Genomic DNA, 26,716 nt, shown 5'->3' on the forward strand with positions numbered 1-26,716 from the left:
CTCCTTTGTCGGGGTACACTTGCCCCCCGGTGGGTGGTGTCCCCCCCTTGTGTGCCCCCCCGTCTTGTTCAACCCGGCGCGGGGCTATTACCCCCCCCGGGCGGGGGGCACAAACGCGCCCGGTTGAGCGCGTCCGGCGCCGCACAGGATTGCGCGACGCCGGACGTGGTGGTGCGTGAGCGCGCTGTGCGCTCGGTACCGCTGCGGGCGGAACGTCCTCAGACGTTGACGCCGAAGTCCTGCGCGATGCCGCGCAGACCCGAGGCGTAGCCCTGGCCGATGGCCCGGAACTTCCACTCGGCACCGTTGCGGTAGAGCTCGCCGAAGACCATCGCGGTCTCCGTCGAGGCGTCCTCGCTCAGGTCGTAGCGGGCCAGCTCGGTGTTGTCGGCCTGGTTCACCACGCGGATGTACGCGTTGCGGACCTGGCCGAAGCTCTGCTGGCGGCTCTCGGCCTCGTAGATCGAGACCGGGAAGACGATCTTGTCGACGTCGGCCGGAACACCGGCGAGGTTCACCTTGATGACCTCGTCGTCGCCCTCGCCCTCACCGGTGAGGTTGTCACCGGTGTGCTCGACCGAGCCGTCGGGGCTCTTCAGGTTGTTGAAGAAGACGAAATTGCCGTCGGCCGCGACCTTGCCCTCGGCGTTCGCCAGCAGCGCACTGGCATCGAGGTCGAAGTCACCACCGGTGGTGGTGCGGGCGTCCCAGCCCAGACCGACGATGACCGCGGTCAGGTTGGGCGCGGCCTTGGTCAGCGAGACGTTGCCGCCCTTGCTGAGGCTGACTCCCACGAGTCCTCCAGATAGTTTTCAGGGGCCGGCAGACACCAGCGTCCCCGTCGTTCGTTGGCATCGGATCAACGATTGGATCCTAGTGACCGGTTCCCGGCCAAAACAGGCTTTTGGCCGGGCGTCGCCCGGAGATCGTCTCAGAGCGCTTCGAGCGCCTTGATGTAGTCGTTCAGGTCACGCGCGTCCGGCAGGCCGTTGACGACGCTCCAGCGGACGGTGCCCGCCTTGTCGATGACGAAGGTCCCGCGCACCGCGCAGCCCTTCTCCTCGTCGAAGACGCCGTAGGCCCGCGAGGTCTCGCCGTGCGGCCAGAAGTCGGAGAGCAGCGGGTACTCCAGGCCCTCCTGCTCGGCGAAGACGCGCAGGGTGTGGATGGAGTCGTTGGAGACGGCGAGCAGCTGGGTGTCGTCGTTCTCGAAGCGGGGCAGCTCGTCGCGGAGCGCGCAGAGCTCGCCCGTGCAGACGCCGGTGAAGGCGAACGGGTAGAAGAGCAGCACCACGTTCTTCTCGCCCCGGAGGTCCGAGAGCCTCACGGTCCGGCCGTGGTTGTCCTTGAGTTCAAAATCCGGGGCCTCGGTGCCGACCTCGATCGCCATGGAACACGTATCCCTTCGCCGCTTGCCGCTTCCCGGACTCCATCCGTCCGTCCGGGTGACGCTCCCACCCTACGCACGGCCGGTGACAGCGCGTACGAAGGCCCCCGGCAGCGCCTGAGCGCCGTCCGGGGCCCCGGGTGGTGCAGCGAGTGGTTCAGCGCTTGGCCTTGGCCCCCTTGGGGGTGACCAGACGGCTGCCCGTCCAGTCCTTGCCCGCGCTGATGCTCTTGGTCTGGGCGAGACCGGCCGTCTGGGCAGCCTCGTTGATGTCGCTCGGTTCGACGTAACCGTCACGGCCGGTCTTCGGCGTCATCAGCCAGACCGTACCGCCGTCCTCGAGCAGACCAATGGCATCCACCAGCGCGTCCGTAAGGTCGCCGTCCTCGTCACGGAACCAGAGCAGGACGACGTCGGCGACGTCGTCGTACTCCTCGTCGACGAGTTCCTGGCCGGTAGTGGCCTCAATGCCCTCACGGAGCTCCAGCTCGACGTCGTCGTCGTAGCCGATCTCCTGGACCACCTGTCCGGGCTCGAACCCCAGGCGTGCTGCCGGGTTGGTCCGCTCCTCCGCGTGGTCCGCGGTCGCGCTCACGGGATGCCTCCTGATCATGTCTTCGGAAAATGCTGCAGCCACGCGCGTGCGCGGGGCGTAGGCCGTAGTCCACACGGGCCCGGCGAATCGCGCAAGTACCCGGCGTGCGAGACCGCCTAAACGGTGACGTTCCCTGCCACGTCACCGCAGGCTCCGGCATGTCTCTCCGGAACCCGGGCCTGTCCCTCCGGGGCTTCGCAAGGTCACCCCATCCGTTTACGTCCTTCCTCAGCTTATGCCGTTTCGCTCCGCCAATCGGAGCCGAACAGCCTTTGGGAACACTTGGACGCCTTGGGCGTAAGGTTGCGGTTTGCCCGTACCCCGCCGCGTACTGCCCATACTCGTGCCCCGCAGAAGAAATTTCGGAACCTCGGGGTTACCCCACGGTAGAGATGACGTCCGGGCCCTCGCGGTAGCACGATGGAGGCGGCGCACACACAGTTGTCCCGGGGGTACGTTCCCCGTAACAGACCCCGCAGAGCACCACCGAACAGCGAAGGAACAGTGTGGCTTCCGGATCCGATCGCAACCCGATCATCATTGGCGGCCTTCCGAGCCAGGTCCCGGATTTTGATCCGGAGGAGACCCAGGAATGGCTCGACTCCCTCGACGCCGCCGTCGACGAGCGAGGCCGTGAGCGGGCCCGCTACCTGATGCTCCGCCTCATCGAGCGCGCGCGTGAGAAGCGTGTCGCCGTGCCGGAGATGCGCAGCACGGACTACGTGAACACGATCGCCACGAAGGACGAGCCGTTCTTCCCCGGCGACGAGGAGATCGAGCGCAAGGTCCTCAACGCGACCCGCTGGAACGCGGCCGTGATGGTCTCGCGGGCGCAGCGCCCCGGGATCGGTGTCGGCGGTCACATCGCCACCTTCGCCTCCTCCGCCTCACTCTACGACGTGGGCTTCAACCACTTCTTCCGCGGCAAGGACCAGGGCGACGGCGGCGACCAGATCTTCTTCCAGGGACACGCCTCCCCGGGGATCTACGCCCGTGCCTTCCTGCTCGACCGGCTGAGCGAGACCCAGCTCGACGCCTTCCGGCAGGAGAAGTCGAAGGCGCCGAACGGGCTGTCCAGCTACCCGCACCCGCGGCTGATGCCGGACTTCTGGGAGTTCCCGACCGTCTCCATGGGCCTCGGCCCGCTCGGCGCGATCTACCAGGCGCGGATGAACCGCTACATGGAGGCGCGCGGCATCGCCGACACCTCCAAGTCGCACGTCTGGGCCTATCTGGGCGACGGCGAGATGGACGAGCCCGAGTCGCTGGGCCAGCTCTCCATCGCCGCCCGCGAGGGCCTGGACAACCTGACCTTCGTCGTCAACTGCAACCTTCAGCGGCTCGACGGCCCGGTGCGCGGCAACGGCAAGATCATCCAGGAGCTGGAGTCGCAGTTCCGGGGCGCCGGCTGGAACGTCATCAAGCTGGTCTGGGACCGCTCCTGGGACCCGCTGCTGGCGCAGGACCGCACGGGCATCCTGGTCAACAAGCTGAACACCACGCCGGACGGCCAGTTCCAGACGTACGCCACCGAGACCGGCGCGTACATCCGCGAGCACTTCTTCGGTGACGACCCGCGGCTGCGGGACATGGTCAAGGACATGACCGACCAGCAGATCCTGCACCTGGGGCGCGGCGGTCACGACCACAAGAAGGTCTACGCGGCCTACGCGGCGGCCAAGGCGCACAAGGGCCAGCCGACCGTGATCCTCGCGCAGACGGTCAAGGGCTGGACGCTGGGGCCGAACTTCGAGGGCCGCAACGCGACCCACCAGATGAAGAAGCTCACGGTCGAGGACCTCAAGCGGTTCCGCGACCGGCTGCACATCCCGATCACCGACAAGCAGCTGGACGAGGGCTACCCGCCCTACTACCACCCGGGCCGCGACTCGGAGGAGATCCAGTACATGCACGACCGCCGCAACAGTCTGGGCGGCTATGTGCCGACCCGGGTGGTGCGTGCGAAGCCCCTGCCGCAGCCCGTGGAGAAGACGTACGCGCCTGCGAAGAAGGGTTCGGGTACGCAGTCGATCGCCACCACCATGGCGTTCGTCCGTATCCTGAAGGACCTCATGCGGGACAAGGAGATCGGCAAGCGGTTCGTGCTGATCGCGCCCGATGAGTACCGCACGTTCGGCATGGACGCGTTCTTCCCGAGTGCGAAGATCTACAACCCGCTGGGCCAGCAGTACGAGGCGGTGGACCGCGATCTGCTGCTCGCGTACAAGGAGTCGCCGACGGGTCAGATGCTGCACGACGGCATCTCCGAGGCGGGTTGTACGGCCTCGCTGATCGCCGCCGGTTCGGCGTACGCGACGCACGGCGAGCCGCTGATCCCGGTGTACGTCTTCTACTCCATGTTCGGGTTCCAGCGCACCGGTGACCAGTTCTGGCAGATGGCCGACCAGCTCGCGCGCGGTTTCGTCCTGGGTGCGACCGCCGGGCGTACGACCCTGACCGGTGAGGGGCTCCAGCACGCGGACGGCCACTCGCAGCTGCTCGCCTCGACGAACCCGGGCTGTGTCGCGTACGACCCGGCCTTCGGGTACGAGATCGCGCACATCATGCAGGACGGGCTCCGCCGGATGTACGGCGAGGCGGACGAGGACGTCTTCTACTACCTCACCGTCTACAACGAGCCGATCCAGCACCCGGCCGAGCCGGAGAGCGTGGACGTGGACGGCATCCTCAAGGGTGTCTACCGCTTCAAGCAGGGCGAGGCGGGCGAGATCCCGGCGCAGATCCTGGCGTCCGGTGTGGCGGTCCCGTGGGCCGTCGAGGCGCAGAAGATCCTCGCCGAGGAGTGGAACGTCAAGGCGGATGTCTGGTCGGCGACCTCCTGGAACGAGCTGCGGCGCGAGGCCGTGGACGTGGAGCGGTACAACCTGCTCCACCCGGAGGAGGAGCAGCGCGTCCCGTATGTGACGCGGAAGCTGGAAGGGGCCGAGGGCCCGTTCGTGGCGGTCTCGGACTGGATGCGTTCGGTGCCGGACCAGATCGCGCGCTGGGTGCCCGGTGCGTACCAGTCGCTGGGCGCGGACGGCTTCGGCTTCGCCGACACCCGTGGTGCGGCCCGCCGGTTCTTCCACATCGACGCGCAGTCGATCGTCCTCGCGGTGCTCACCGAGCTCGCGAAGGAGGGGAAGATCGACCGGTCGGCCCTGAAGACGGCGCTGGACCGTTACGACCTCCTGGACGTGGCCGCGGCCGATCCGGGCGCGGCGGGCGGCGACGCGTAGCCGTAGAGCTGCTTGTACGGGTCCGAGGGGCGGTGACGCGGGTGCGTCGCCGCCCCTCGGCGTGTCCGTGGGGCGCGCGGGCTCAGTTCTCCCAGATCTTGAACGCCCTCACCTGGTACGGGGAGCGGGGCAGCCAGGTCCCGCCGCCCGGGTAGGTCTCGAACTCGCCCGTCTCCCGGCACTCGGCCGACTGGTAGGTGGTGACGGGCCGCCCGGTGCGGTTGGCGAGGGACTGGGCGTCGCCGCCCTTGGGGAGCGGGGTGCAGCTCTCGATGTCGACGGTGGAGAGCTCGTAGGTCCGGCGGGCGCCCGCGAAGTCGGGCTTCTTCCAGAGGCAGAGCCGGCCCGCCTCGCAGGTGCCGAGCCGGACGTCCGAGGCCGGCTGCGGGCTCACCCGAGAACGGTCCTGGGCGAGCGCCTGCGGGACGAGCGCGGTGAGTGCGGTGACGGCCAGGCCTGCCGCGAGAACGGTCGTACGTGTCGTACGCATGGTGGATCAACCCCCGTGGTCGTGTGCGCGGCGCCGAAACGGTGACGGCCGCGCTGTCCCGACCAGCCTGACCAGCGCGGCGGCGCCCGGGGAAGAGGGGACGGCCCACGCCACCCTGATAGGCGACAGCCCCGCCGAAAGGATTCGGCGGGGCTGTGGCGTGCGCCGTGTTGACGCCGTACGGGGGGTGCCCCCCGGGATGTACGGGGGCAAGCCCCTCTAGATGTGGCCGACCCCGGCGCCCGCGTCCGCGTTGGCGCCGCGCTTGGTCAGGGTGGCGACCAGGGCCGCGACGACGGCGACGCAGCCCGCGACGGTGAAGGCCAGGCCCATGCCGGACATGAACGTGTCGTGGATGACCTTGCCGATCGCGCCGATGACGTCCGGCGTCATCCCCGGCGCCTTGGAGAGTTCGTCGACCGGGACCATGCCGAACTCGGCGGCCTTCTCCAGCTTCGGGTCGGGCGCGCCGGGCAGACCGGCGGCCGTCCAGTTGCCCGCGAAGTCGGAGCTGACCTTGGAGGACATGACCGCGCCGAGGACGGCGGTGCCGAGTGCGCCACCGACCTGCATGGCGGCCTGCTGGAGGCCACCGGCCACGCCGGAGAGCTCCAGGGGCGCGTTGCCGACGATGACCTCGGTGGCGCCGACCATGACCGGGGCGAGGCCGCAGCCGAGAAGCGCGAACCAGAGGGACATCGCGAGGGTGCCGGTGGACTCGGTGAGCGTCGTCATGCCGAACATCGCGGTGGCCGTGCAGACCATGCCGCCGACCAGCGGGACCCGGGGGCCGAACTTGGTGATCAGCACACCGGCGACCGGCGAGGAGACGATCATCATGGCGGTCAGCGGCAGCAGGTGGAGTCCGCTGTCGACCGGGCTCAGGCCGTGGACGCCCTGGAGGAAGAACGTCACGAAGAAGAGGCCGCCCATGAAGGCGAACGCCATCAGCACCATGAGGATGGTGCCCGCCGTCAACGGGATGGAGCGGAACATCGCCAGCGGGACGAGCGGCTCCCTGACCCGGGTCTGCCAGAGGCCGAAGGCGAGGAAGAGCGCGGCGGCGAGGCCCAGGAAGAACCAGGTCCAGGCACCGCCCCAGCCCCAGGACTCACCGGCCTTGATGATGCCCCAGATGAGGGAGAACATCGCACCCGAGAGCAGCGCGATGCCGAGGATGTCGAAGGAGCGCGGCGCGTTGGCGGCGCGGTGGTCCTTGAGGATCACCAGGCCGAAGACGAGCGCGATGATGCCGACCGGCACGTTGATGAAGAAGACCGACTGCCAGCTGACGTGCTCGACGAGCAGACCGCCGACGATGGGGCCGCCCGCGGTGGAGGCACCGATGACCATGCCCCAGATGCCGATCGCCATGTTCAGCTTCTCGGCGGGGAAGGTGGCCCGCAGCAGACCGAGCGCGGCCGGCATCAGCAGGGCGCCGAAGAGGCCCTGAAGCACCCGGAAGAGGACGACCAGGCCGATCTCGCTGGAGAGGCCGATCGCGGCGGAGGAGACGGCGAAGCCCGCGATGCCGATCAGGAAGGTCTGCCGGTGGCCGAAGCGGTCACCGAGCTTGCCCGCGGTGATCAGGGCGACGGCGAGGGCCAGGAGGTAGCCGTTGGTGATCCACTGGACGTCGGCGAGCGAGGCGTCGAGGTCCTCCTTGATCGCCGGGTTCGCGATGGCGACGATCGTGCCGTCGAGCGCGACCATCATCACGCCGATGGCGACGGCGAACAGGGTCAGCCAGGGGTGGCCGCGAAGTCCCTTGGCAGCGGCGGGTACGGGGCCGTTCCCGGGCTCCCGCGGCGCCTTGTCAAGGGTGGTCTGACTAGTCATACGGGGAGACTAGTGACAGTCGCTGACAGTTGACAAACGCATTCATGAGTCAGTAACTGTCGCGTGGCTCACAGGTAAGCTGACCTGGACAAACAAGCGGAAAGAGGCAAGTGAGTGACCCACGGGCAGAGAGCCGGAACCCGGCCCGGACTGCGTGAGCGCAAGAAGCAGCGCACCCGTGACGACCTGCTGCGCGCCGCCCTCGAACTCTTCACCACCCAGGGGTACGAGGAGACCACCGTCGACGAGATCGTCGAGGCGGTCGACGTCTCCCAGCGCACCTTCTTCCGCTACTTCGCGAACAAGGAGGACACCACCTTCGCCGTACAGGAGATGGTCGAGTCCCGCTTCATCGCGGAGCTGCGCGGCCGCCCGGCCGAAGAGGCCCCGTTCGAGGCCATGCGCCGGGCGGTGCTCAGCGCATGGAACAGCATCGGCGAGGCGATCGAGGAGGTCATCACGGTCGACCTCCACATGCGGACGTACCGGATGATCGAATCGACCCCCTCCCTGCTCGCCGCCCACATGCGGCGCGGGGTCGCCACGGAGAACCAGATCGCCCGCCTGATCGCGGAGCGCGAAGGCCTCGACGTGGACCGCGACCCGAGGCCGCGGGTGGCCGTCGCCGCGTTCTCCGGGGTGATGCGGGTGACGGGTCAGCTGTGGGGCCAGGGCCCGGACTCCAGCATCGAGGCACTGCGCGACCTCACGGAGGAGTACCTGGACCAGCTCGCCCCGGCCCTGGCGGGCGACTGGCGACGAGCCGAGGGGTGACCGGACCGGCCGCAGGGCGATGAGCGGCACCAGGGCGTCCGGAGTGTCGCCCCGCGTGAAGATTCTCGGTTGAATCCTCCGCAGCCGGGTGATGTACCTCACCTGGATCACGGGTGTCCGCGCACGTCTCCTAGTGTGTGGCGCAGTGACTTCTTTTGACGCCTCTCCCACCTTGACCGCATGGCGCGCCCTGCTCGCCCTCGCAGTCGTGTTCGTGATGCTGGCGACCACGGGCTGGTCCGCCGCACACCATCGCCCTGCTGACGGGCCGCGCGAGCTCGCTCTCGCCTCCTGGGCCCGGGACCGGACAGCGGGCCACCCGCTCCCCGAGGTCGGGGCGCCGGCCCAGCGGCTGGCACGGTTCTTCGCCGCGCTCACCCCGGGGCAGCGGGTCGCGCTCGCGGACAAGTACCCCTCGATCGTGGGGAACCTGAACGGCGCCCCGGTCACCCTGCGCTACCGCGCCAACCGGCTGGCCCTGAAGCAGGCGGCGGACGTGGAGAAGCGGCGGACGTACGACGAGGGGCTGACGCTGAACGGCCGGAGCGAGGCCACGCGGCGGATGCACCGCTTCCGGTCCCTGCTCGCCGAGGGCCGGCAGATCCTGGCCTTCGACCCCTCCGGCAGAGGCCGCGCCGCCGAGGTGTTCGGGAACCTCGACCGGGCCGACCGGGTCTCCGTCGTCGTCCCCGGCGTCGACACCGACCTCCTGACCCTGGAGCGGAGCCACCGCGTCAACTCCGCGCCCGTCGGCATGGCCAAGTCGCTGTACGGGGCGGAGCGCGCGGCCGCACCCGGAACCCGTACCGCCGTCATCGCCTGGGCCGACTACACCGCCCCGGCCGGTCTCGGTATGGACGCGGCGCTCGGCGGGCTCGCGGCGCAGGGTGCCGTACGGCTGAACGCGCTGGTCGGGGCGTTGCCCGGCACATCAGACGTCTCGCTGGTCTGCCACAGTTACGGCTCCGTGGTGTGCGGGGTGGCCGCCGACGACGCCCCCGCCCGGGTCACCGACATCGCGGTGGCGGGCAGCCCCGGTATGCGGGCCGACAGCGCCGCACGGCTGGAGACCGACGCCCGGATCTGGGCGATGCGGGACGAGGACGACTGGATCGGGGACGTACCGCACCTGGAGTTCGGCGGCATCGGCCACGGCGCCGACCCCGTCGACCCGGCCTTCGGCGCCCGGCTCGTCTCGGCGGCCGGTGCGGCCGGGCACAGCGGGTACTTCGAACCCGGCACCGAGAGCCTCGGCAACCTCGCCGCGATCGGTGTCGGCGCATACGGATCGGTCAGCTGCGCAACGGCCGATGGCGCTTGCCGCAGTGGTATTTACGGTCAACGGGAGGGCTGACGCGCGTAGAGACGCGTGACAAGCCGATTAATTGCGACTTACGCCGAGGGGGGACGTGCGCGCCTGTGCCGCATACGATGAGGCACATGGGTGATGTGCTGGCCGGAATTCATGCCACCTGGGAGTTCGACACCGACTCCGTGCTCATCCGCTTCGAACGGGGTATCCGCACGCCGAAGCTCCTGCAGAGCCTGCGGGAGCGCCGCATCCCGCATGCTGCGCTGTCGTCGGTGACGCTGACCCCGGGCAAGCGGGACACGGTGGTGCTGCGTGTCGTGCCCAGACCGGGTGCCGACCCGCTCCTGGAGGCTGCCTCGGGGCAGCTCAAGGAGGGGTGCGCCCCCTACCGCCTCGTGCTTCCGGCCGAGCGGGAGCTGCTCGCGGAGTACTACGCGGACGAGCTGCGCTCCTGTCTCGGCCCCGCCTCCGACGAGCCCGCCGACCGCTTCATGGTCGCGGCCCCCGAGGCTCCGTTGCAGTTCAAGGCGTACGACGGGCGGGCCGCCTTCGACGGGGAACGGGTCTCGTTCCGGTGGTTCTGGACGGGCGCCTCCAGCGCCAAGTGGAAGGCGGGCGACCAGACGTACCGCGTGAGCGAACTGGCCGGAATCGAGTGGCGCTCCCCCGAGGCCCTGGACGGCTACCTCCGTCTGATGCCCCGCGCGGCCGAGGCCGGCCATGTCGCGGCGGACCAGGACCCGGCGGCCGTCGTCTTCGGCCTGGGCTACGGGCCCGTCCACGAGTCGCTGCCCTTCGCCGCCGCCGTACTGGAGTCCGTCCGCCGGACCCAGAGCGCGCCCGCCGTCCCGGCCCCGGTCCTGGTGAACGCCGGGCGGCGCGACCCGGCCGACATCGCCGAGCGGATACATCACCTCGGGGAGCTGCATCAGGCGGGGCTGGTGACCGACGACGAGTACAGCGCGAAGAAGGCGGAGCTGCTCGCGGAGCTGTGAGGGCCCGTACGCCCGGATCCGGCACCCGGTCTTCTCCGGAATCCAGCCCCCGGCACCCGGTCTTCCCCGGAATCCGGCCCCGGCACCTCGTTCTCCCCGGAGCCCGGCTCGGCACCTCGCTCTCCCCGGAGCCCGGTCCACCACGTCGTACCCCGGTATCCCGGCCCGCCACCCCGTACCCCGGTATGAGGTGGGCCGGACGCGGTTCGGGTCCCCGGTATGACGCCCCGGCGGCGGTCGCTCTCCTAGGCTGACCCGGTCATGTCCACTTCCCCCGCCGGGCCCCAGATGCCCGCCGACGGCCTGCTGAGCGCCGCCCGCCGCAATCTGCGCGAGCTCGCCCACGGGCTGTCCCACGCGTCCCATCCGTCCACGCCGTTGCTGGCCAACGCCCCGAAACGGTGGCAGCGGCTCCTCCCGTACGGCGTGGTCCTCGCGCTGGCCTCGATCTTCATCCCGGTCACCATCACCAACCTGACCACGCAGTACAGCGTCCCCGGCGCGCTGGCGGGGGCGCTCGGCGTGGCCCAAGCGGCGCCGCTGCTGATGCTGGCCCACCGGCCCCTCCAGGCGTGGTGGATCATCTTCCCCGCCGACATCCTGGGCGCGCTGGTCCTGCTGGCGCAGCCAGCCGAGCCGCACGACGTCTGGCCGTGGACCCCGCCGGTGATCGTCGCCTATCTCTTCCTGCTGCTGGCGCTCGGGCTGCGCGAGATACGTCGGACCGTGATAGCCGTCTGGGCGGTGACGGGCGCCACCGGAGCCGTCCTGCATCTGATCGCACCGGACCGCAGCAGTGGGAGCGCCCTGCTGCTGACCATCCTGGGGGGAGTGGTGCTGGTGATCGGCGGAGCGGTACGGGAGCGGGGCGTGGCACAGCGCCGGCTCGCCGAGCAGGAGACCATCAGCGAGGCCGAGCGGGCCCAGCGCACACTGCTGGAGGAGCGCACCCGGATCGCGCGCGAGCTGCACGACGTGGTCGCCCACCACATGTCGGTGATCACCGTGCAGGCAGACTCCGCCCCGTACCGGATCAGCGGACTGCCGAAGGCCGCCGAGGAGGAGTTCGCGGCCATCGCGGCGGCGGCCCGGGAGTCGCTGGGCGAGATGCGGCGGCTGCTGTCGGTGCTGCGCAGCGAGGGGACGGAGGGCGACCGGGCGCCGCAGCCGGGTCTGAGCAGGCTCCAGCAGCTGGTGGAGGCGACGGTACGGGCGGGGCTGCCCGCCGAGCTGACGCTCTCCAAGGACCTGGGCGAGGTGCCCCCGGCGGTGGACCTGTCGGCGTACCGGATCGTGCAGGAGGCGCTGGCCAATGTGGTGCGGCACGCGCCGGGGGCCCGCACCCGGATCCTCGTCGCGACGGCCCAGGGGTACCTCATCGTGCTGGTCGTCAACGGGCCCGCCACCGCCCCCGGTTCACCGCTGGAGACGAGCGGGACCGGGCACGGGCTGGTGGGGATGCGCGAGCGCGTACGGTTGACCGGCGGCACGCTGGACACCGGTCGGCTGCCCGATGGCGGGTTCCGGGTGGCGGCCCGGATCCCGCTGCCCCCGGCCACCGCGCCGTCCGCCCATCTGCCTCCGGAGGAACCGTGACCATCCGCGTGATCATCGTCGACGACCAGGCCATGGTGCGGGCGGGGTTCGCGGCGCTGCTGGCGGCGCAGAGCGACATCGACGTGGTGGGCGAGGCCGCGGACGGCAAGCAGGGCGTGGACGTCAGCCGCCACCAGCACCCGGATGTGGTCCTGATGGACGTGCGGATGCCGGAAATGGACGGACTGGCCGCCGCCCGCGAGCTGTTGAACCCACCGATCGGGGTGGTGCACCGGCCGAAGGTGCTGATGCTGACCACGTTCGACGTGGACGACTATGTGTACGAGGCGCTCCGCGCCGGGGCCTCCGGGTTCCTGCTGAAGGACGCCCCGCCCGCCGATCTGATCGCGGCGGTACGGGTGGTGGCGGCGGGCGACGCGCTGCTCGCGCCCTCGGTGACGCGGCGGCTGATCGCGGACTTCGCGGCACAGCGCCCCTCGGGGGCGACGCGTGGCGGCCAGGCGCTGCGGCTGAACGGTCTGACCCCGCGCGAGACGGAGGTGCTGGAGCTGATCGCCCGGGGGCTGTCGAACCAGGAGATCGCGGCGCGGCTGGTGCTGGCCGAGCAGACCGTGAAGACGCACATCGGGCGGGTGCTGGCCAAGCTGGACCTGCGGGACCGGGCGCAGGCGGTGATCTTCGCGTACGAGTCGGGGCTGGTGACGCCGGGGGACTCGGGGGCGTAGCGGGGACGCGGGGGCGTCGACCTCGCGATGCCCGGGGGGGCGGGGGCGTCGACCTCGCGATGCCCGGGGGGGGGGGGAGGCGCGAGGGCGGAGGGCGCGGGGCGTCGACCTCCACGGACTTCCGCGGGCCTCCACGGACTTCCACGAACCTCCGCGCACCTACACGGGTCAGCGGACTGCCCCGGACCTCCGCACTGCCCCGGCCCTCAGCCGGACTGCCCCGGGCCTCTGCGGGCATCCGCGGACCGCCCCGGGCCTCCACGGTTTCGTCCACCCCCTACCCAGGTAGCACTCCGTAGTTGGCCCCCGGGTGTGACGCCCCCTCACCCATCTTCTTCCTACCTTCCTCATCGTCGCGCCGGTCGGTGCGGCACCGGAAAGGGAGGGCACGATGCTCCGATACGCGAGGGGCGTGGTCGCGGCGACGCTGGCCGCAGCCGTGGTGACGGGAACGGCAGGCTGGGTCACGGGGGACGCGCAGCCGGTGCTGGCCGGGCCGCCGCCGGGCAGTGCGTCATGGCGGGCGGACCCGGTGCTGGGCGAGGAGCTGCCCGATCCGGCGCGGTCCACCCCCGCCGAAGTGGCCGCGTTCTTCTCCGGTTTGAGCACCGAGGAGCGGCAACTTCTGCTCCTCCGCCACCCGTCCGTCGTCGGCAATCTCGACGGCGCGCCCGTGGAGCTCCGTTACCGCGCCAACGCCCTCGCCCTCGCCGCCGAGGACGACCCCCGTTACCGCTCGCTCGCCGCCTCCGGGCGCCGGATCCTCGCGTTCGACCCGCGCGGGCGCGGCCAGGTCGCCGAGGTCTTCGGGGACCTGCGCTCGGCCCGCCGGGTCTCCGTGGTGGTGCCCGGCTCCGACGTCGACGCCGGGACCTTCGACCGGGAGGGCGATGTGTACGGGACGCCCACCGGCATGGCCAAGTCCCTGCACGCGGAGGCCGGTCCGGGCACCGCCGTCATCGCCTGGGCCGGGTACACCACCCCCGTCGGCGTCGGCGTCGACGCCGCGACCGGGCGGCTCGCGGAGGCGGGCGCCGGGCGGCTGACCCGGTTCGCGCAGGGCCTGATCGCCGACGGGCTGCCCGAGCCCGCCGTCTTCTGCCACAGTTACGGCTCCGTCGTCTGCGGGCTGGCCGCCCCCCGTCTGCCCGCCACCGATCTGGTGGTCCTCGGCTCCCCCGGTATGCGGGCGGAGAACGTGGACGCCCTGCGGACGCGGGCCCGGGTGTGGGCGGCGAAGGACCCGACCGACTGGATCGACAACGTGCCGAGCGTGCGGTTCGCGGGGCTCGGCCACGGCACGGACCCCACGGACCCGGCGTTCGGGGCCCGCCGCATACCGGCCGCCGAAGCCCAGGGCCACACCGGCTACTTCGCCCCGGGCACGGACTCGCTCCGCGCCTTCGCGACGATCGCGCGGGGAGCCCCGACGGAAGGCGCGGTCCAATGAAGACCCCGACGAAGCCCCTGCCCCTGGCCCTGACCCACACCCGGCCACGTACCTGTCCCCGTACGGATACGGGTGCTGGTACCGGTGCTGGTGCTGGTACCGAGACCGAGCCCCGCACCCACACCCGTACCCGCACGCGGGTGCACCGCCTCGCCGCCCGTGTCGACGCCGCCACCCCCGCCCACCGGGACCGTGCCATCGACGGGCTGCGCGCCCTCGCGCTGCTCGCCGTGCCCGCCGGCCACTGGATGCTCGGCGGCTTCCGGCTCGACGCGGACGGCCTGCACAACGCGAGTCCGCTCTCGACGTTCGGCGCCTTCGCCCCGCTCAGCTGGGTGCTCCAGATGCTGGGGATCTTCTTCCTGGTCGGCGGGTACGCCTCGGTCCGCTCCTACCACCGCCGCCCCTCGACCACGGCCGCCTGGCTGCGCGGGCGGCTGGTCCGGCTCGGCAGGCCCGTGCTCGGGGTGACCGCCGTGTGGGCGGTGCTGCTGGCGGTGCTCTCCTGGCTCGGCGTGCCCGGCGACACCCTGCGTACGGGGTCGACGCTGGTGATCCAGCCGCTCTGGTTCGTCGGGGTGTACACCGTGGTCACCGCCCTCACCCCGCTCTGCATACGCCTCGCGCGACGGCTCGGCGGGTGGGCGGCGCTGCCGCTGCTGGGGTCGGTCGCGGTGGTGGACCTCCTGCGGTACGGGCCCCTCGCCGATGCGGTGCCGTCCTGGCTGAGCGTGCTCAACATCCTGCCCGGTTGGCTCTTCGCCTATCAGCTCGGCGTGTCGTGGGGCGAGGGGCGGATCGGGAAGCGGGGGGCGCGGCTGCTGCTCGTCGGGGGCGGAGTGCTCTTCGCCGTACTGCTGCTGGCCTTCCACTACCCGGCCTCGATGGTCGGCGTGCCCGGCGAGGCGCGGACCAACTCCCACCCGCCGTCGCTGCTGGTGGTGGCGTTGGCGGCGGCCCAGAGCGGGGCGGCGGTCCTGCTGCGGGACCGGCTGGGGCGGTTGCTGCGCAGGCCGCTGCTGTGGGCGCCGGTCGTCGTGGTCAACCTCTCCGCGATGACCATCCTGTGCTGGCACCAGAGCGCGATGCTGGCCGCCGCCGTACCGGCCTCGCTGCTGGGGGACGGTACGGCGACGGTGGCAGGGCTGACGACCGGGCCGGACACGGTGGGCTGGGTGCTGGCCCGGATCGTGTGGCTGCCGGTGTTCGCGGGGCTGCTGGTGCTGATAGCCCGGTACACCCGCCGCTTCGACGCCCCCTGGAAGGCGGGCACCCGCGCCGCGAACGCCCGCCGCGCGCTGGCGGGGCTGCTGGCGGCGGGGTTCACGGTGTTCGCACTGGGGCTGGCGTGAGGGGGCCGGGGCCGGGAGGCCGGGGCCGGGAGGCCGGGGCCGGGAGGCCGGGGCCTTGGTCGTGATGAACTTCATGAACCAGGTGCCGATGGCAAAGCCGACAGTCGGGCCGGGCCGGGGCCGCACAGCCGAGCCGCACAGCCGCCACCCGGGCCCCGCCGAACCTGCCCCGGCGGCCCGCTTCCCGGGCCGCTTTCGGTCTACTCCCGTGCCTCCGATGTGAGGCTCATGTCCGGGTAGCGGTCTCCCGCCACCTGGCCTGCGATGGGCTCCAGCAGGGTCAGTTCCTCCGGGGTCAGGGTCAGGCGGGTGGCTGCCACGTTCTCCAGGAGGCGGCTGCGCTTGCGGGTGCCGGGGATCGGGACCACCGTCAGGCCGTGGACCTCCGCCCGCTGGTGCACCCAGGCGAGGGCCACCTGTGCGGCGGTCACCCCGCGAGCGGCGGCGATCTTGTGGACCGGTTCCAACAGGGCCGCGTTCGTACGGGCGTTGTCGCCGGTGAAGCGGGGCTGGTGCTTGCGGAAGTCGCCCTCGGAGAGGTCCTTGCCCGCGTCGGTGAAGGAGCCGGTGAGGAAGCCCCGGCCGAGCGGCGAGTACGGGACGAGCGTGACGCCCAGCTCCACCGCCGCGCCGAGCGCGCTCTTCTCCACGTCCCGGCTGAAGAGCGACCACTCCGACTGGAGGGCGGCGATCGGGTGCACGGCGTACGCCTCGCGCAGTTCGGGGCCGGTCACCTCGCTCAGTCCGAGCTGCTTGACCTTGCCCTGCTGGACCAGCTCCGCCATCGCCCCGACCGATTCGGCGAACGGGACGGCCGGGTCGTGGCGGTGCATGTAGTAGAGGTCGATGACATCGGTGTTCAGGCGGCGGAGGCTCGCCTCGACGGAGGTGCGGATGTACGCGGGGTCGTTGCGCACCGCCCGGTGCTGCGGGTCGTCGGTCCGCTCGATGGCGAACTTGGTGGCGAGGGTGATCTCGTCGCGGTGGGCTCCGACGAACGGGGCAAGGAACTCCTCGTTGGCCCCGCGCCCGTAGATGTCGGCGGTGTCGAAGAGCGTGACGCCCGCCTCCAGGGCCGCGTCGAGGGTGTCCCGGGCGGAGAGCTCGTCGGTGTCGCCGTAGAACTCGCTGATGCCCATGCAGCCGAAGCCCTGGACGCCGATCCGCGGTCCGCCGCCGTCCCCGTCACCGCCGTCGCCGCCGTAGCCGCCGAGTGCGACCGTGGCGATCGTGGTCGTGATCGTGTTCCTGTTGTTGTCGGTCATCAGGCACTGTGCCTCTCCGGCGCCCGGCGGGCGCCCGCATAGAACTCGATCTTGTGGTCGAGGACGGCGAGGGTGTCGTGGAGCTCCGCGATCCGCGTGATCACATCGCGCCGGGTCGACTCCAGCAGCTCCTGCCGCTCCTCGAAGGTGGACTCGCCCGCGCGCAGCAGCTCCGCGTACCGCACCATGTCGGCGACGGGCATCCCGGTCATCCGCAGCTTGCCGACGAAGACCAGCCAGTCCAGGTCGCGGTTGGTGAAGCGGCGCTGGCCGGTGTGCGAACGGTCGACGTGCGGCATCAGCCCGATCCGCTCGTACCAGCGCAGGGTGTGCGCGGTGAGCCCGGTGAAGGTGACGACCTCGCTGATGGTGTAGCTGTCCTGACCGGCCGGACGGGGGTGCGGCCTGGGCGGGGCCGTACAGGCGTTCAGCCCTGCGGAGGGCCGTGGTGGTGGAGTGGTGGCGGGGGTGGTCCGGGACGTTCCGTCGATCACCGTCATGCCCTCCACGCTAAATCCTTGGAGTGCACTCGAAGCAAGCGGAATCCGCTCGGGGGCGGGGAGTTCCGCCTGGATGACCGTATTGAATGACCGCATGACTCATGTGCACCTTGCCTCCGGCGGCTCGGCCTACTTCGTCCCGCATGCCCTGCTGGCGCTGGGCGTCTCCGGCGTACTGGCCTTCTTCGCCCGGCGGATGTTCGTCCTGCGCATCAGGGGCGTCCGGGTCAGCGGGGTCTGCGTCCGGCACACCTATGCCAGGGACGGTGTGGCCGAGGTCGCGAGGTTCCAGGCGGCGTCGGGCGAGACGTTCCGGTGCCTGGCCAAGCCGAAGGCCGCCGCCTCCGCGCGGGTGGGGGAGCCGATGGAGGTGATCTACGACCCGCGCAATCCGAAGAACGCCCAGGTGCTGCCGGTCACTTATGGAGTGGCGTACGCGATGTCGTTCATCTCCCTGATCATCGCCATCCCGGGAATCGCCTTGCTGGTCTGGATCTTCGGTATGTAGCCCCCGCCCCGGCCCGTCTCGACGGTGGTGATCTCGTGGTTGCCGTCACCAGTCACCAGGCACTGCCCCTATAGAGGAAACAGGAGTTGGCGACTTCGCCACCTTGCTGACGCGGAAATGGGGCCGCCGCGCCTGCGCACATTGATGGTCGACCCCGGAGGTCCTTCGGGAGCCGAATCGGGCGTTGACCACGGGACGGCATTCGAGCCCTCGGGGTTCCTTACGGTTCCCGTGATCATCTCCACGCCATCCCAGTTGATCATCTGGGATAGCATCAATTTTCGACCACTCCGGCCCGAATGCGGCCGGAGCCCGAAGACTTGAGGGGAAGAAATGCGGAGCCGTCTCATAACCATCACCGCGTCCTGCGGTATCGCCCTGGCGATAGCCGCTCCCGCCGCCACCGCCATCGCCGATACAAGCCGCGAGCCCATCGCGGTCAGCGAGGACGGCGAGGCGGTAAAGGCGGAGCAGCTGAGCCCGGAGCAGCTCGCCGCATTCACGGACGAGCCGATCGCGGAAGCCGCCGACGTTTCCGGGACCGAGGCCGGTGCCAAGGCCGGTGCCAAGGCCGGGGTGTCACCCCGTGCTGCGGCTGCTGCGACGAAGTACAAGAAGGCTCAGTACAAGCGCGGCAGCTCGTTGATGTGGACCCGCGACACCGTGTACTTCGGCTTCAACGGCAAAAAGGTGACCTCGTCGAAGGGGTGGCAGGAGAGCGGGCACATCTTCCCGAACATCGCGAAGAACAACGGCATCAAGCGCTACCACAACACCGCCTCCACCCATAAGTGGCGCGCCAAGGACACGATCGGTGCCGGTGTACCCACGCCGTGGGGGGACGTGAAGGCGTACTCGAAGGATTACACTCACTACTTCTCCGGCAGCAAGTCCGGCGCTTGGAGCTGGAAGGGCTGACCGCTCCGCGTACTGACGTACCGACGGAGCAGAGGCGCGTGGTCGGGGCGCCGTTGCGCGGCCCGACCACCCGCCGCGCGGGAATCGAGATATCAACGATGATCACCATCAAATCCCTCACCAAGGCGTACGGCGACCACACGGTCCTGGACGGTGCATCCGCAGATTTCCAGAAGGGCAGAGTGAGTTACCTCCTCGGCCCCAACGGTGCAGGGAAGACGACCCTGTTCAAGTGCCTGTTGGGCCTCGAAGCCCACAGCGGGACAGTGGAGTTCTCAGGTCGCCGGTTGGCGGATGTGCGGGAGCGCGTCTTCCCCATATTCGATGACTGCCCCCTCTACCCACACCTGTCCGGCTTCGAGAACCTCCGCCTCCTGACGGGCCACACGGTGGACTGGGACGATGTCCGGGCCGTCGCGGACGGCGCACTGGACCGGGCAAGCCTTCGGAAACCCGCCCGCGCCCTGTCCTATGGGCAGCGGAAGAAGCTGTACACCGTAGGTCTCCTGATCGTCCGTCCCGCCTACATCATCCTCGACGAGCTGGCGAACGGCCTGGACTACGACAGCCTTCAGTGGCTCCGAACCTCCATCGAGCAACTCAAGCAGACGGGCGTCGTGGTCGCCTCCGGCCACCAATTCGACTTCTACGACAAAGTGGCGGACGACGTTTTCGCCGTATCCGAGAAAAGGCTGAGCAGGATTGACTTCAACCATGGCGACGGAGACAACCTCGAAGCGGCGTACCTACGCCATCGCGGGAACCATCCGCAGTGACCTCCGCTACCAATGGGTATCGCGCTACTACCTGTATGCCGTCACCTGTTTCGCGGCAGTCATGTCAGCCTTTGCTTTCGGTGCGTACGCCACTGCGCGCGGGGCGGTCGAAAGCCTTCAGCGGGAGTGGGCGTTTCTGCATGAGGAAGGCGGCTACACCTTCCAACGGGCCATCGGCAACGGTACAGATCCGACCGACGCACCATTGAAGGACACCTGGGAAGCGGCGGGGCAAGCCGTCGCGGGCCTCCACCCCTTGCAGGGCGCTGTGAACCTGCTCCAAGTCCTCTGCTTCGTCATCGGCCCCCTCGTCTTCTTCACCTACGGCGCCATCGCGGCCACCCGCGACGCGCACTACAAGACGATCAAATTCCGCGCGGTGCGCGAGGGCCCCCGCCACATCTTCGTATCCCAGGCCATCACCCTGGTCACGGCCGTCGCCGCCCTGACCGCCGCCGCCTTTCTCGTCGCCCTCGCCACCACCACCGCAGTGCATCTGACGGTGTCCGGCCGAATCGACACCCGCCTCCTGCACATACCCCAGGACTTGTCCCCCGCCGACACCCTTCCCACTCTCGCCATGACGGTCGCCACCGGCGTCTTCTTCGCACTGCTGGGAATGTGTACCGCTCTCCTCTTCCAACGGCCCCTGTACATCCTGCCCGCCTTTGTCGCCGGTTTCTTCCTCATCCCCATTCTGAGCCGGTTCGATCCCCGCAACCTGCTGATGGCCATCGCCTACCCGCACCTGGAGTTCATCGGTGGGTTCGTGCCACCCGCGCCGAGGCCGGTGGGGGAATTCCTCGCCGCCCTCCTCCTCCTTGTCGGCGTCGCCGGACTGCTGGCCGTCACCTACGCGGTGAATTCCCGCCGCTCGACGTACACGACGTGAATGACGTGAATGACGTGAACGATGTGAATGACTCGATGCATTTCGCTGCGGAAACAGGGCTCGGATTCAGGTGGCGGAAGCCAGTCCCGTCCCCCAGGGGCGTCCGGGACCAAGCAGTAGCGAGCAGTTAGGCTCGGGTCCATGGAGAGCCTGCGGATCATCGACACCTGGCCGGTTCCGACTGCGGCAGCCGCCGTCGTACGGGCGGACGGCACCGTCCTCGGCACGCACGGGCCGACCGGCCACCGCTTCCCCCTCGCCTCGGTCACCAAGCCGCTCGCGGCCTACGCGGCGCTGGTGGCGTACGAGGAGGGGGCGATCGAGCTGGACGAGCCGGCCGGGCCCGAGGGCTCGACCGTCCGCCACCTCCTCGCCCACACCAGCGGCCTCGCCTTCGACGAGCACCGCGTGACGGCCCCGCCCGGCAACCGCCGCCTCTACTCCAACGCGGGCTTCGAGGTGCTCGGCGACCACATCGCCAAGGCGTCCGGCATCCCCTTCGCGGAGTACCTGCGCCAGGCCGTCCTGGAGCCGCTGAACATGGTCTCCACCTCGCTCGACGGCTCCCCCGCCCGCGATGGCGTCTCCACCGTCGACGACCTGGTCCGCTTCGCCGCCGAGGTCCAGGCCCCGCGCCTCCTCGACCCCCGTACGGTCCTGGAGGCCCAGAGCGTTGTCCACCCGGGCCTCAAGGGCGTGCTGCCTGGTTACGGCCACCAGAGCCCGAACGACTGGGGCCTCGGCTTCGAGATCCGCGACGCCAAGTCCCCGCACTGGACGGGCTCTTCCTCCTCCCCGGCCACCTTCGGCCACTTCGGCCAGTCGGGCACCTTCCTGTGGATCGACCCGGTCGCCGGAGTCGCCTGCGTCGCCCTGACGGACCGCGCTTTCGGGCCCTGGGCCGCCGAGGCCTGGACCCCGTTCACGGACGCGGTCCTGGCTGAGGTCGCGAGCTGAACCGGGCACGGACGCCCGTCGACTTCTTCCGGTCCACGCACTCGAACCAGACGGTCTTCCCCTTGCCGTCCCACCGCTTCACCACGCCCCAGTCGTCGGTGACGGCGTTGACCAGGATCAGCCCCCGCCCGCCGTCGTCGAGCTCGTCGCCCCTGATCGCCAGGGGCACGACCGGGCTGGTGTCCGCCACCTCCACCCGTACGCCGTCCCCGGTCGGCAGCCGGAAGATGAACGTCTGGCAGCGGCGGCCCGGCACGTGCTGCACCACGTTGGCGATCAGCTCCGTGAGCGCGAGCTCCGCCGCCGGGGCGAGTTCGAGCAGGTTCCAGGTGGTCAGGTAGAGCCGCATGATGCGGCGCAGATGCCCGGCCGAGTGCTCACTCATGGCGAGGTCGGCGCGGTACACGGGCTCCCCCGGATCAATTCGGGGGATGGATACACGATTCATGCCTCCAGCGTGCAAGCGGATGGCTACGCTCGGCTACACCGTGAAACGAACGCCGCAAGGCGTTGCACACCGGAGGTCCGCGCCGTGCCCAACATCCAGACGCTCGACCCGTGCGCTTCCCCCCTCGACTACTTCGGCGCGGAGCTGCGCCGCGTGCGCGAGGCGTATGGCCTGAAACAAGCCGAGTTGGGCAAGAAGCTCCACTGCTCGGGCTCACTGATCGGCCAGATCGAGACGACGAAGAAGGTCCCCACCCGCGAGTTCGCCGAGGCTCTGGACCAGGCGCTCCGCACGGACGGGCTGTTCTCCCGGCTGGTGGGGCTGGTCCTGCGAAGCCAACTGCCGAGCTGGTTTCAGTCGTATGCGGAGATGGAGGCGAAGGCCGCGTACATCTCCACGTTCCAGTCGCAGGTGGTCTATGGGCTGCTGCAGACGGAGGCGTACGCGCGGGCGGTTCTGACCACCGGCATGCCGGACGACCTGGAGAGCCTGCTGGCCGCCCGGATGGAGCGGCAGCGCATCCTGGAGCGGGAGAAGCCGCCGCTCGCCTTGGCGATTCTGGACGAGGCCGTGCTGTACCGGCCGATCGGCGGCCACAAGGTGATGCGCGCCCAACTCGGCAAGCTGTTGGAGTTCGCCACGAACCGCTGGATGCAGATCCAGGTACTGCCCTTCGAGGCCGGTGAACACGCGAGCCTGGATGGTTCGTTCAACCTCCTCCGCTTCGACAAGGACCCGGACATCATCTACACCGAGGACCTCATCTCCGGCCATATGACGGCCAACCCCGACACGATCCGGGAGGCCTCGCTCCGATACGCTCACCTGCAGGCCACCGCACTCTCCGTGGAAGAATCGGTGGCGCGGATCAGCCGCGTGATGAAGGAGCGTTATGGAGACCGGCCCTGACCTGAAGAGCGCGGAGTGGCGCAAGTCCAGCTACAGCGGCAGCACCGGCGGCGACTGCGTCGAGTGCACAGTCACCGGCGGCGCCGCCTGGCAGAAGTCCTCGTACAGCGGCAACACCGGCGGCGACTGCGTCGAGATGGCCCCCGCCCCCTGCGGCTCCGTCCCCGTCCGGGACAGCAAGAACCCCACCGGGCCCGCCATCACCATCGGCGCCCCCGCCTGGCAGGCCTTCGTGGACGGGCTGCGCTGAACAACCAGCACGGCCACCGAGCAACAGCGGCGGTACGGGGGCGAGTCGCCCCGGGCCGCCGCTGCTTTTCAGGGTCCGGCAGCCACTCGCTTCCGGCGCCGTTTGACCAGCTCGACGATGAGGAACCCCGCGCACAGCGCTCCCAGCACCCCTCCGAACACCCGGGTGTAGAGGGGATAACCCGAGCTCACCGCGCCCCAGAGACCGGAGATGCCCAGCAGCACCACGTACGCGGGCGTCTCGGCGAATGCCCGTTTCCCGGTCACGGCCGCCCCCCCCTCTCCCATCCCTGCCTTTTCCTGCCGTCGAGTCCGATCATAATTCGATTGCCCGGGATCAGGTCGGCACGTAGCTTCTCGCCTGGCCCCGGGTGGTCTGGACCAAGCCCGGGGTATCGAGCTACTGCCCCCGGGGGACGCAGATGACAGCGAAGCAGGCCGTCCGACCGCCGAGCGAGACCGAGCAGCCGGGGATCTTCTCCCGGCCGTACACGGCGGCCACGCTGACCTTCGCCGCGGTGATGTTCCTGACCGGGTTCGGCGCGCTGGCCGTGGTGCCCACGCTGCCGACGGCGGCCCAGGATCTGGACGGGGTGTCCCTGTTCCCCCTGGTCGCGGGCAGTTTTGTGGCGGCCAGTCTGCTCGGTGGCGTACTGGGCGGGCACTGGGCGGACCGTTCCGGGGCTCGGCGTCCGCTCGCGCTGGGGATGGTCCTCTCCGTGCTGACGCTGCTGGTGTCGGCGTCCAGTGTGTCGGTCTGGCAGTTGGTGATCGGGCGGTTCGTCGACGGGCTGTCGGCCGGGATGGTCGCGGTGTCGGTGACGACCGCCATCGGCCAGTCGTACCCGGAGTCCCTGCGGCCCAGGATGCTCGCGATGATGAGCGCGAGCTGGATCATTCCGTCGCTCGTCGGTCCGCCGATCGCCGGGGTGGTCGCGGAGGCGTGGTCCTGGCGTGCGGTGTTCTACGGCCTGGCCGTGCTGACCGCGCTGCCCGCGATCGCCCTGGTGGCGGTGTTGCGCCGGGCCCCGGCGGGCGACGGGGACGGGCGCCCCACCCTGCCCGACCTGCCGCCTGCGGAGGAACGCGCGTCCCGGCCGCCGCTGTTCGTCGCGGCGATGCTCAGTCTGGGTGCGGCGCTCGGCCAGTACGGCGTCTCGGGGTGGGATGTGCGGCACCTGCTGTTCGTGGTCGCGGGCGTCGTGCTCCTGGTGGTGTTCGCGCCGCGTCTGCTGCCGCCGGGCACGTGGCGCAGTGCTCGCGGGCTGCCCACGGCGGTGCTGTTGCGGGGGCTGACCTCGGGGACGTACTTCACCGTCGAGGCGCTGGTGCCGCTGATGCTGATCACCGAGCGGCGGGTGGCCGCCGTGACGGTCGGCGTGGCGTTCACCGCGTCCGCCGTGCTGTGGGCGGGGGCGTCATGGGTGCAGGGCAAGCTCCTCCAGCATGTCGCCCGGCACCGGCTCGTCACGGCGGGGGCGCTGATCATGGCGGCGTCGGTCGCGTTCGCCGTCGTGGGCAGCTTCTCGGGGGTGTCCCCGCTGGTCGCCATGGTGGCGATGCCGCTGGCGGCGGTCGGGATGGGGATGCTCGACCCGTGCGTCACAGTGCTGTCGCTCTCCCACAGCGCACCGGGGCGGCTGGGCCACACCACCAGCGCCATGCAGACGAACATGAACCTGGGGCAGGTCGTCGTCCTGGGGTTCGCCACCGCCGCTCTCAACGTCGGCCTGGCGGCGGGGACCGGCCGACTCGGCGGCTATGCGGTCACCTTCTCGCTCCTGCTGGTACCGACCCTGCTGGTCGCCGTCCTGGCCGTCCGCGCGCGCAACGACTGAGGGGCCCGGACCCGGCCCCGTACCGCGTTACTTCCATCCCCCGGCGTTGCGGCGCTTCCGCCGTTCCTTGATCCTCAGGCTGATGAACACGCTGAGCGACCCGGCGGCGAACGGCACCACGGCCCGGCTCTCCCAGCCGTCGCCGAGGAGGACGGACAGCCCTCCCGCCGCGCCCAGGACGCAGACGATGATCAGTACATCGGACAGCTTCACCGTTCGTTTCGTTCCCCTCGCGCGCCCGGGCGACTGGAGCGCCACCTGTCGTGGCGGTCACCCAGGACATGAGGACATACTGCCCCGCGCCCTCCCCACCCGCCCCGCCGGGGTCCGGCCGAGGGAGCGCGGGGAGGGGCTCGTACCGGCTTGGCAGGTTCGGCTACCCGACCGGGGCCGGATGCCCCTCCCCTCCCCCTCCCCCGCCTGTGCCTACTTCTCTGCCAGCAGCTTCTCGTAACCCACCAGCCGTACGCAGGCGGTGACGCCCGCGATCGCCTTCTCCAGCTCCTCCGGGGTGGGGAAGCTGGGGGCGATCCGGATCACCGCGTCGTCCGGGTCCTGGCCGTGCGGGTGGGTGGCGCCCGCGGGGGTGAGGACGATGCCCGCCTCGGCGGCGCGGCGGACCACCTCGCGGGCGCAGCCGTCGAGCACCTTGAGGGTGATGAAGTACCCGCCCTTGGGCTCGGTCCAGGTGGCGAGACCCGTACCGCCCAGCTCGGCTTCGAGGATGCGCAGGACGGCGTCGAACTTGGGGCGGAGCTTGGCCCGGTGGAGGTCCATGTGGGCGTGCACGCCTGCCTCGTCCTTGAGGAAGAGCGCGTGGCGCAGCTGGTTCACCTTGTCCGGGCCGATGGTGCGCTTGGCGGTGTTGGCCAGCAGCCAGGTGACGTTGGCCGGTGAGGCGCCGAAGAAACCGACGCCGCTTCCGGCGAAGGTGATCTTGGAGGTGGAGCCGAAGACGAAGGCCCGGTCGGGGTGGCCATGGTCGGCGCAGGCGGTGAGCAGGTCGGCGATCTCCACCCGCTCGTCGGTCAGGTGGTGCACCGCGTAGGCGTTGTCCCAGAAGATCCTGAAGTCCGGGGCGGCGGTGGGCATGGCGGCGAGCCGGGTGACGACCTCGTCGCTGTAGACGATCCCGTCCGGGTTGCTGTACTTCGGGACGCACCAGATGCCCTTGACCGAGGCGTCCTCGGCCACGAGCCGTTCCACGGTCTCCATGTCCGGGCCCTCGTCGGTCATCGGTACGGGGATCATCTCGATGCCGAGGCGTTCGCAGACGCCGAAGTGCCGGTCGTATCCGGGAACGGGACAGAGGAAGGCGATGCGTTCCTGGTCCACCCACCGGGACTCGGCCCCCGGCAGCACGCTCAGCATCGCGTGCACGAGGCTGTCGTGCATCAGCTCCAGGCTGGAGTTGCCCGCCGCCACGAGCTGCCCGACGGGCACCTGGAGCGGGCCGCTGAATATCTCGCGGAGCTCCCGCAGGCCGTGGAGACCGCCGTAGTTGCGGGTGTCGATGGCCTCGGCGCCCTTGTACGTGTCGCCCGGCAGGGAGAGCAGCGGGGCGGAGAGGTCGAGCTGGTCGGCGGCCGGCTTCCCGCGCGTGAGGTCGAGGGAGAGGCGCCGCGCGACCAGCTCGGCGTAGTCCTGCTGCGCGCGGTCTCGGTGGGCGGTCAGGGCATCGGGGCTGGTCTCGATGGGATGGATGGGAATCTCCTTCGAACACGCGGCGTACGGGAATGTG

Annotated in this window: 27 protein-coding genes; 16 read left to right on the forward strand and 11 right to left on the reverse strand. The window is 70.3% G+C overall.

From position 1 onward, the window contains the following. Positions 1-218: 218 nt before the first annotated feature. From ACFW9Z_RS01045 to ACFW9Z_RS01055, 3 genes are all read right to left on the reverse strand, one after another. Positions 219-794 carry a TerD family protein gene (locus ACFW9Z_RS01045; protein WP_003969402.1) on the reverse strand — a complete coding sequence of 192 codons (576 nt, stop codon included), beginning with the start codon at positions 792-794 and terminating at the stop codon, positions 219-221. A gap of 137 nt (positions 795-931) precedes the next feature. After that, a complete protein-coding gene (locus ACFW9Z_RS01050; RefSeq protein ID WP_384632328.1) occupies positions 932-1,390 on the reverse strand; it encodes a peroxiredoxin in 459 nt (152 codons plus the stop codon). A 154-nt stretch (positions 1,391-1,544) separates the two neighbouring features. Continuing rightward, positions 1,545-1,982 (reverse strand): DUF3052 domain-containing protein, encoded by a 438-nt coding sequence (locus ACFW9Z_RS01055; protein ID WP_030564649.1) that lies wholly within the window; start codon positions 1,980-1,982, stop codon positions 1,545-1,547. A gap of 506 nt (positions 1,983-2,488) precedes the next feature. Here ACFW9Z_RS01055 and aceE point away from each other — a divergent pair. Continuing rightward, the gene (gene aceE / locus ACFW9Z_RS01060) at positions 2,489-5,221 is read left to right on the forward strand and encodes a pyruvate dehydrogenase (acetyl-transferring), homodimeric type (RefSeq protein ID WP_384632331.1); all 2,733 of its coding nucleotides are present in this window, start codon (positions 2,489-2,491) and stop codon (positions 5,219-5,221) included. A gap of 82 nt (positions 5,222-5,303) precedes the next feature. Here the strand turns inward: aceE and ACFW9Z_RS01065 are convergent, their stop codons facing one another. Together ACFW9Z_RS01065 and ACFW9Z_RS01070 are read right to left on the reverse strand one after the other, a co-directional pair. Continuing rightward, the gene (locus ACFW9Z_RS01065) at positions 5,304-5,711 is read right to left on the reverse strand and encodes a peptidase inhibitor family I36 protein (RefSeq protein ID WP_384632334.1); all 408 of its coding nucleotides are present in this window, start codon (positions 5,709-5,711) and stop codon (positions 5,304-5,306) included. Positions 5,712-5,930: 219 nt separating this feature from the next. Then, positions 5,931-7,550: an MFS transporter gene (locus tag ACFW9Z_RS01070; RefSeq protein ID WP_384632337.1), complete on the reverse strand. Its 1,620-nt coding sequence runs from the start codon at positions 7,548-7,550 to the stop codon at positions 5,931-5,933. Between the two features lie 114 nt (positions 7,551-7,664). Here ACFW9Z_RS01070 and ACFW9Z_RS01075 point away from each other — a divergent pair, with 114 nt between their 5' ends. The 7 genes from ACFW9Z_RS01075 to ACFW9Z_RS01105 all read left to right on the forward strand — a co-directional run bounded on the left by ACFW9Z_RS01075 (position 7,665) and on the right by ACFW9Z_RS01105 (position 15,715). Then, complete coding sequence (locus ACFW9Z_RS01075) at positions 7,665-8,324, forward strand: TetR family transcriptional regulator (protein WP_384632340.1); 660 nt, start codon at positions 7,665-7,667, stop codon at positions 8,322-8,324. 145 nt (positions 8,325-8,469) lie between these two features. Next, positions 8,470-9,678, forward strand: a complete 1,209-nt coding sequence (locus ACFW9Z_RS01080; RefSeq protein WP_384632343.1) for an alpha/beta hydrolase — start codon at positions 8,470-8,472, stop codon at positions 9,676-9,678. An 86-nt stretch (positions 9,679-9,764) separates the two neighbouring features. Further along, positions 9,765-10,631, forward strand: a complete 867-nt coding sequence (locus ACFW9Z_RS01085; RefSeq protein WP_384632346.1) for a DUF4429 domain-containing protein — start codon at positions 9,765-9,767, stop codon at positions 10,629-10,631. 261 nt (positions 10,632-10,892) lie between these two features. Next, a complete protein-coding gene (locus tag ACFW9Z_RS01090; protein WP_384632349.1) occupies positions 10,893-12,227 on the forward strand; it encodes a sensor histidine kinase in 1,335 nt (444 codons plus the stop codon). After that, on the forward strand, positions 12,224-12,913 hold the full coding sequence (locus ACFW9Z_RS01095) for a response regulator (RefSeq protein WP_384632352.1): 690 nt from the start codon (positions 12,224-12,226) through the stop codon (positions 12,911-12,913). Before ACFW9Z_RS01090 ends, ACFW9Z_RS01095 begins: the two co-directional genes overlap by 4 nt. 391 nt (positions 12,914-13,304) lie before the next feature. Continuing rightward, positions 13,305-14,363 carry an alpha/beta hydrolase gene (locus tag ACFW9Z_RS01100; protein WP_384632355.1) on the forward strand — a complete coding sequence of 353 codons (1,059 nt, stop codon included), beginning with the start codon at positions 13,305-13,307 and terminating at the stop codon, positions 14,361-14,363. Further along, complete coding sequence (locus tag ACFW9Z_RS01105; RefSeq protein WP_384632358.1) at positions 14,360-15,715, forward strand: acyltransferase; 1,356 nt, start codon at positions 14,360-14,362, stop codon at positions 15,713-15,715. The genes ACFW9Z_RS01100 and ACFW9Z_RS01105 overlap by 4 nt, the downstream gene beginning before the upstream one ends. A 200-nt stretch (positions 15,716-15,915) precedes the next feature. Here the strand turns inward: ACFW9Z_RS01105 and ACFW9Z_RS01110 are convergent, their stop codons facing one another. Further along, entirely contained in the window at positions 15,916-16,980 is a 1,065-nt protein-coding gene (locus ACFW9Z_RS01110) for an aldo/keto reductase (protein WP_384632361.1), read from the reverse strand. Further along, complete coding sequence (locus ACFW9Z_RS01115; RefSeq protein WP_384632364.1) at positions 16,980-17,480, reverse strand: MerR family transcriptional regulator; 501 nt, start codon at positions 17,478-17,480, stop codon at positions 16,980-16,982. Before ACFW9Z_RS01115 ends, ACFW9Z_RS01110 begins: the two co-directional genes overlap by 1 nt. A gap of 94 nt (positions 17,481-17,574) precedes the next feature. On the opposite strand from ACFW9Z_RS01115, the gene ACFW9Z_RS01120 reads away from it, so the two are divergent. From ACFW9Z_RS01120 to ACFW9Z_RS01140, 5 genes are all read left to right on the forward strand, one after another. Further along, on the forward strand, positions 17,575-17,988 hold the full coding sequence (locus ACFW9Z_RS01120; protein WP_384632367.1) for a DUF3592 domain-containing protein: 414 nt from the start codon (positions 17,575-17,577) through the stop codon (positions 17,986-17,988). 333 nt (positions 17,989-18,321) lie between these two features. Beyond that, entirely contained in the window at positions 18,322-18,906 is a 585-nt protein-coding gene (locus tag ACFW9Z_RS01125; RefSeq protein ID WP_384632370.1) for a hypothetical protein, read from the forward strand. 98 nt (positions 18,907-19,004) lie between these two features. Continuing rightward, positions 19,005-19,682: an ATP-binding cassette domain-containing protein gene (locus tag ACFW9Z_RS01130; RefSeq protein WP_384632374.1), complete on the forward strand. Its 678-nt coding sequence runs from the start codon at positions 19,005-19,007 to the stop codon at positions 19,680-19,682. Continuing rightward, positions 19,621-20,574 (forward strand): hypothetical protein, encoded by a 954-nt coding sequence (locus ACFW9Z_RS01135; protein WP_384632377.1) that lies wholly within the window; start codon positions 19,621-19,623, stop codon positions 20,572-20,574. The genes ACFW9Z_RS01130 and ACFW9Z_RS01135 overlap by 62 nt, the downstream gene beginning before the upstream one ends. Positions 20,575-20,715: 141 nt before the next feature. Further along, on the forward strand, positions 20,716-21,531 hold the full coding sequence (locus tag ACFW9Z_RS01140) for a serine hydrolase domain-containing protein (RefSeq protein WP_384632380.1): 816 nt from the start codon (positions 20,716-20,718) through the stop codon (positions 21,529-21,531). Here the strand turns inward: ACFW9Z_RS01140 and ACFW9Z_RS01145 are convergent. Continuing rightward, on the reverse strand, positions 21,497-21,979 hold the full coding sequence (locus tag ACFW9Z_RS01145; RefSeq protein WP_384632384.1) for an ATP-binding protein: 483 nt from the start codon (positions 21,977-21,979) through the stop codon (positions 21,497-21,499). The genes ACFW9Z_RS01140 and ACFW9Z_RS01145 overlap by 35 nt on opposite strands. 84 nt (positions 21,980-22,063) lie before the next feature. Between ACFW9Z_RS01145 and ACFW9Z_RS01150 the strand changes: the two genes are divergently transcribed. Further along, positions 22,064-22,888 carry a helix-turn-helix domain-containing protein gene (locus ACFW9Z_RS01150; RefSeq protein ID WP_384632387.1) on the forward strand — a complete coding sequence of 275 codons (825 nt, stop codon included), beginning with the start codon at positions 22,064-22,066 and terminating at the stop codon, positions 22,886-22,888. Continuing rightward, positions 22,872-23,138, forward strand: a complete 267-nt coding sequence (locus ACFW9Z_RS01155) for a DUF397 domain-containing protein (protein ID WP_384632390.1) — start codon at positions 22,872-22,874, stop codon at positions 23,136-23,138. The genes ACFW9Z_RS01150 and ACFW9Z_RS01155 overlap by 17 nt, the downstream gene beginning before the upstream one ends. Positions 23,139-23,206: 68 nt before the next feature. Here ACFW9Z_RS01155 and ACFW9Z_RS01160 read toward each other — a convergent pair whose 3' ends face one another. Further along, positions 23,207-23,404 carry a hypothetical protein gene (locus tag ACFW9Z_RS01160; RefSeq protein ID WP_384632393.1) on the reverse strand — a complete coding sequence of 66 codons (198 nt, stop codon included), beginning with the start codon at positions 23,402-23,404 and terminating at the stop codon, positions 23,207-23,209. Between the two features lie 155 nt (positions 23,405-23,559). Here ACFW9Z_RS01160 and ACFW9Z_RS01165 point away from each other — a divergent pair, with 155 nt between their 5' ends. Then, positions 23,560-24,975, forward strand: coding sequence for an MFS transporter (locus ACFW9Z_RS01165; protein ID WP_384632396.1), 1,416 nt, complete (start codon positions 23,560-23,562; stop codon positions 24,973-24,975). A 27-nt stretch (positions 24,976-25,002) separates the two neighbouring features. On the opposite strand, the gene ACFW9Z_RS01170 is transcribed toward ACFW9Z_RS01165, so the two are convergent. Then, a complete protein-coding gene (locus ACFW9Z_RS01170; RefSeq protein WP_384632399.1) occupies positions 25,003-25,188 on the reverse strand; it encodes a hypothetical protein in 186 nt (61 codons plus the stop codon). Positions 25,189-25,401: 213 nt separating this feature from the next. Then, entirely contained in the window at positions 25,402-26,679 is a 1,278-nt protein-coding gene (locus ACFW9Z_RS01175) for an aminotransferase class I/II-fold pyridoxal phosphate-dependent enzyme (RefSeq protein ID WP_384633346.1), read from the reverse strand. Positions 26,680-26,716 lie beyond the last annotated feature (37 nt).

This window comes from Streptomyces sp. NPDC059452, assembly GCF_042750035.1.
In the GTDB taxonomy this organism is placed as follows: domain Bacteria; phylum Actinomycetota; class Actinomycetes; order Streptomycetales; family Streptomycetaceae; genus Streptomyces.

What these genes read in the sequence shown, in the direction of transcription:
- ACFW9Z_RS01070 (WP_384632337.1), bottom strand. Translation starts at nt 7,550, where the DNA reads ATGACTAGTCAGACCACCCTTGACAAGGCGCCGCGGGAGCCCGGGAAC.
- ACFW9Z_RS01090 (WP_384632349.1), top strand. Translation starts at nt 10,893, where the DNA reads ATGTCCACTTCCCCCGCCGGGCCCCAGATGCCCGCCGACGGCCTGCTG.
- ACFW9Z_RS01110 (WP_384632361.1), bottom strand. Translation starts at nt 16,980, where the DNA reads ATGACCGACAACAACAGGAACACGATCACGACCACGATCGCCACGGTC.
- ACFW9Z_RS01155 (WP_384632390.1), top strand. Translation starts at nt 22,872, where the DNA reads ATGGAGACCGGCCCTGACCTGAAGAGCGCGGAGTGGCGCAAGTCCAGC.
- ACFW9Z_RS01140 (WP_384632380.1), top strand. Translation starts at nt 20,716, where the DNA reads ATGGAGAGCCTGCGGATCATCGACACCTGGCCGGTTCCGACTGCGGCA.
- ACFW9Z_RS01105 (WP_384632358.1), top strand. Translation starts at nt 14,360, where the DNA reads ATGAAGACCCCGACGAAGCCCCTGCCCCTGGCCCTGACCCACACCCGG.
- ACFW9Z_RS01120 (WP_384632367.1), top strand. Translation starts at nt 17,575, where the DNA reads ATGACTCATGTGCACCTTGCCTCCGGCGGCTCGGCCTACTTCGTCCCG.
- ACFW9Z_RS01065 (WP_384632334.1), bottom strand. Translation starts at nt 5,711, where the DNA reads ATGCGTACGACACGTACGACCGTTCTCGCGGCAGGCCTGGCCGTCACC.
- ACFW9Z_RS01125 (WP_384632370.1), top strand. Translation starts at nt 18,322, where the DNA reads ATGCGGAGCCGTCTCATAACCATCACCGCGTCCTGCGGTATCGCCCTG.
- ACFW9Z_RS01135 (WP_384632377.1), top strand. Translation starts at nt 19,621, where the DNA reads ATGGCGACGGAGACAACCTCGAAGCGGCGTACCTACGCCATCGCGGGA.
- ACFW9Z_RS01050 (WP_384632328.1), bottom strand. Translation starts at nt 1,390, where the DNA reads ATGGCGATCGAGGTCGGCACCGAGGCCCCGGATTTTGAACTCAAGGAC.
- ACFW9Z_RS01085 (WP_384632346.1), top strand. Translation starts at nt 9,765, where the DNA reads ATGGGTGATGTGCTGGCCGGAATTCATGCCACCTGGGAGTTCGACACC.
- ACFW9Z_RS01145 (WP_384632384.1), bottom strand. Translation starts at nt 21,979, where the DNA reads ATGAATCGTGTATCCATCCCCCGAATTGATCCGGGGGAGCCCGTGTAC.
- ACFW9Z_RS01115 (WP_384632364.1), bottom strand. Translation starts at nt 17,480, where the DNA reads ATGACGGTGATCGACGGAACGTCCCGGACCACCCCCGCCACCACTCCA.
- ACFW9Z_RS01100 (WP_384632355.1), top strand. Translation starts at nt 13,305, where the DNA reads ATGCTCCGATACGCGAGGGGCGTGGTCGCGGCGACGCTGGCCGCAGCC.
- ACFW9Z_RS01165 (WP_384632396.1), top strand. Translation starts at nt 23,560, where the DNA reads ATGACAGCGAAGCAGGCCGTCCGACCGCCGAGCGAGACCGAGCAGCCG.
- ACFW9Z_RS01130 (WP_384632374.1), top strand. Translation starts at nt 19,005, where the DNA reads ATGATCACCATCAAATCCCTCACCAAGGCGTACGGCGACCACACGGTC.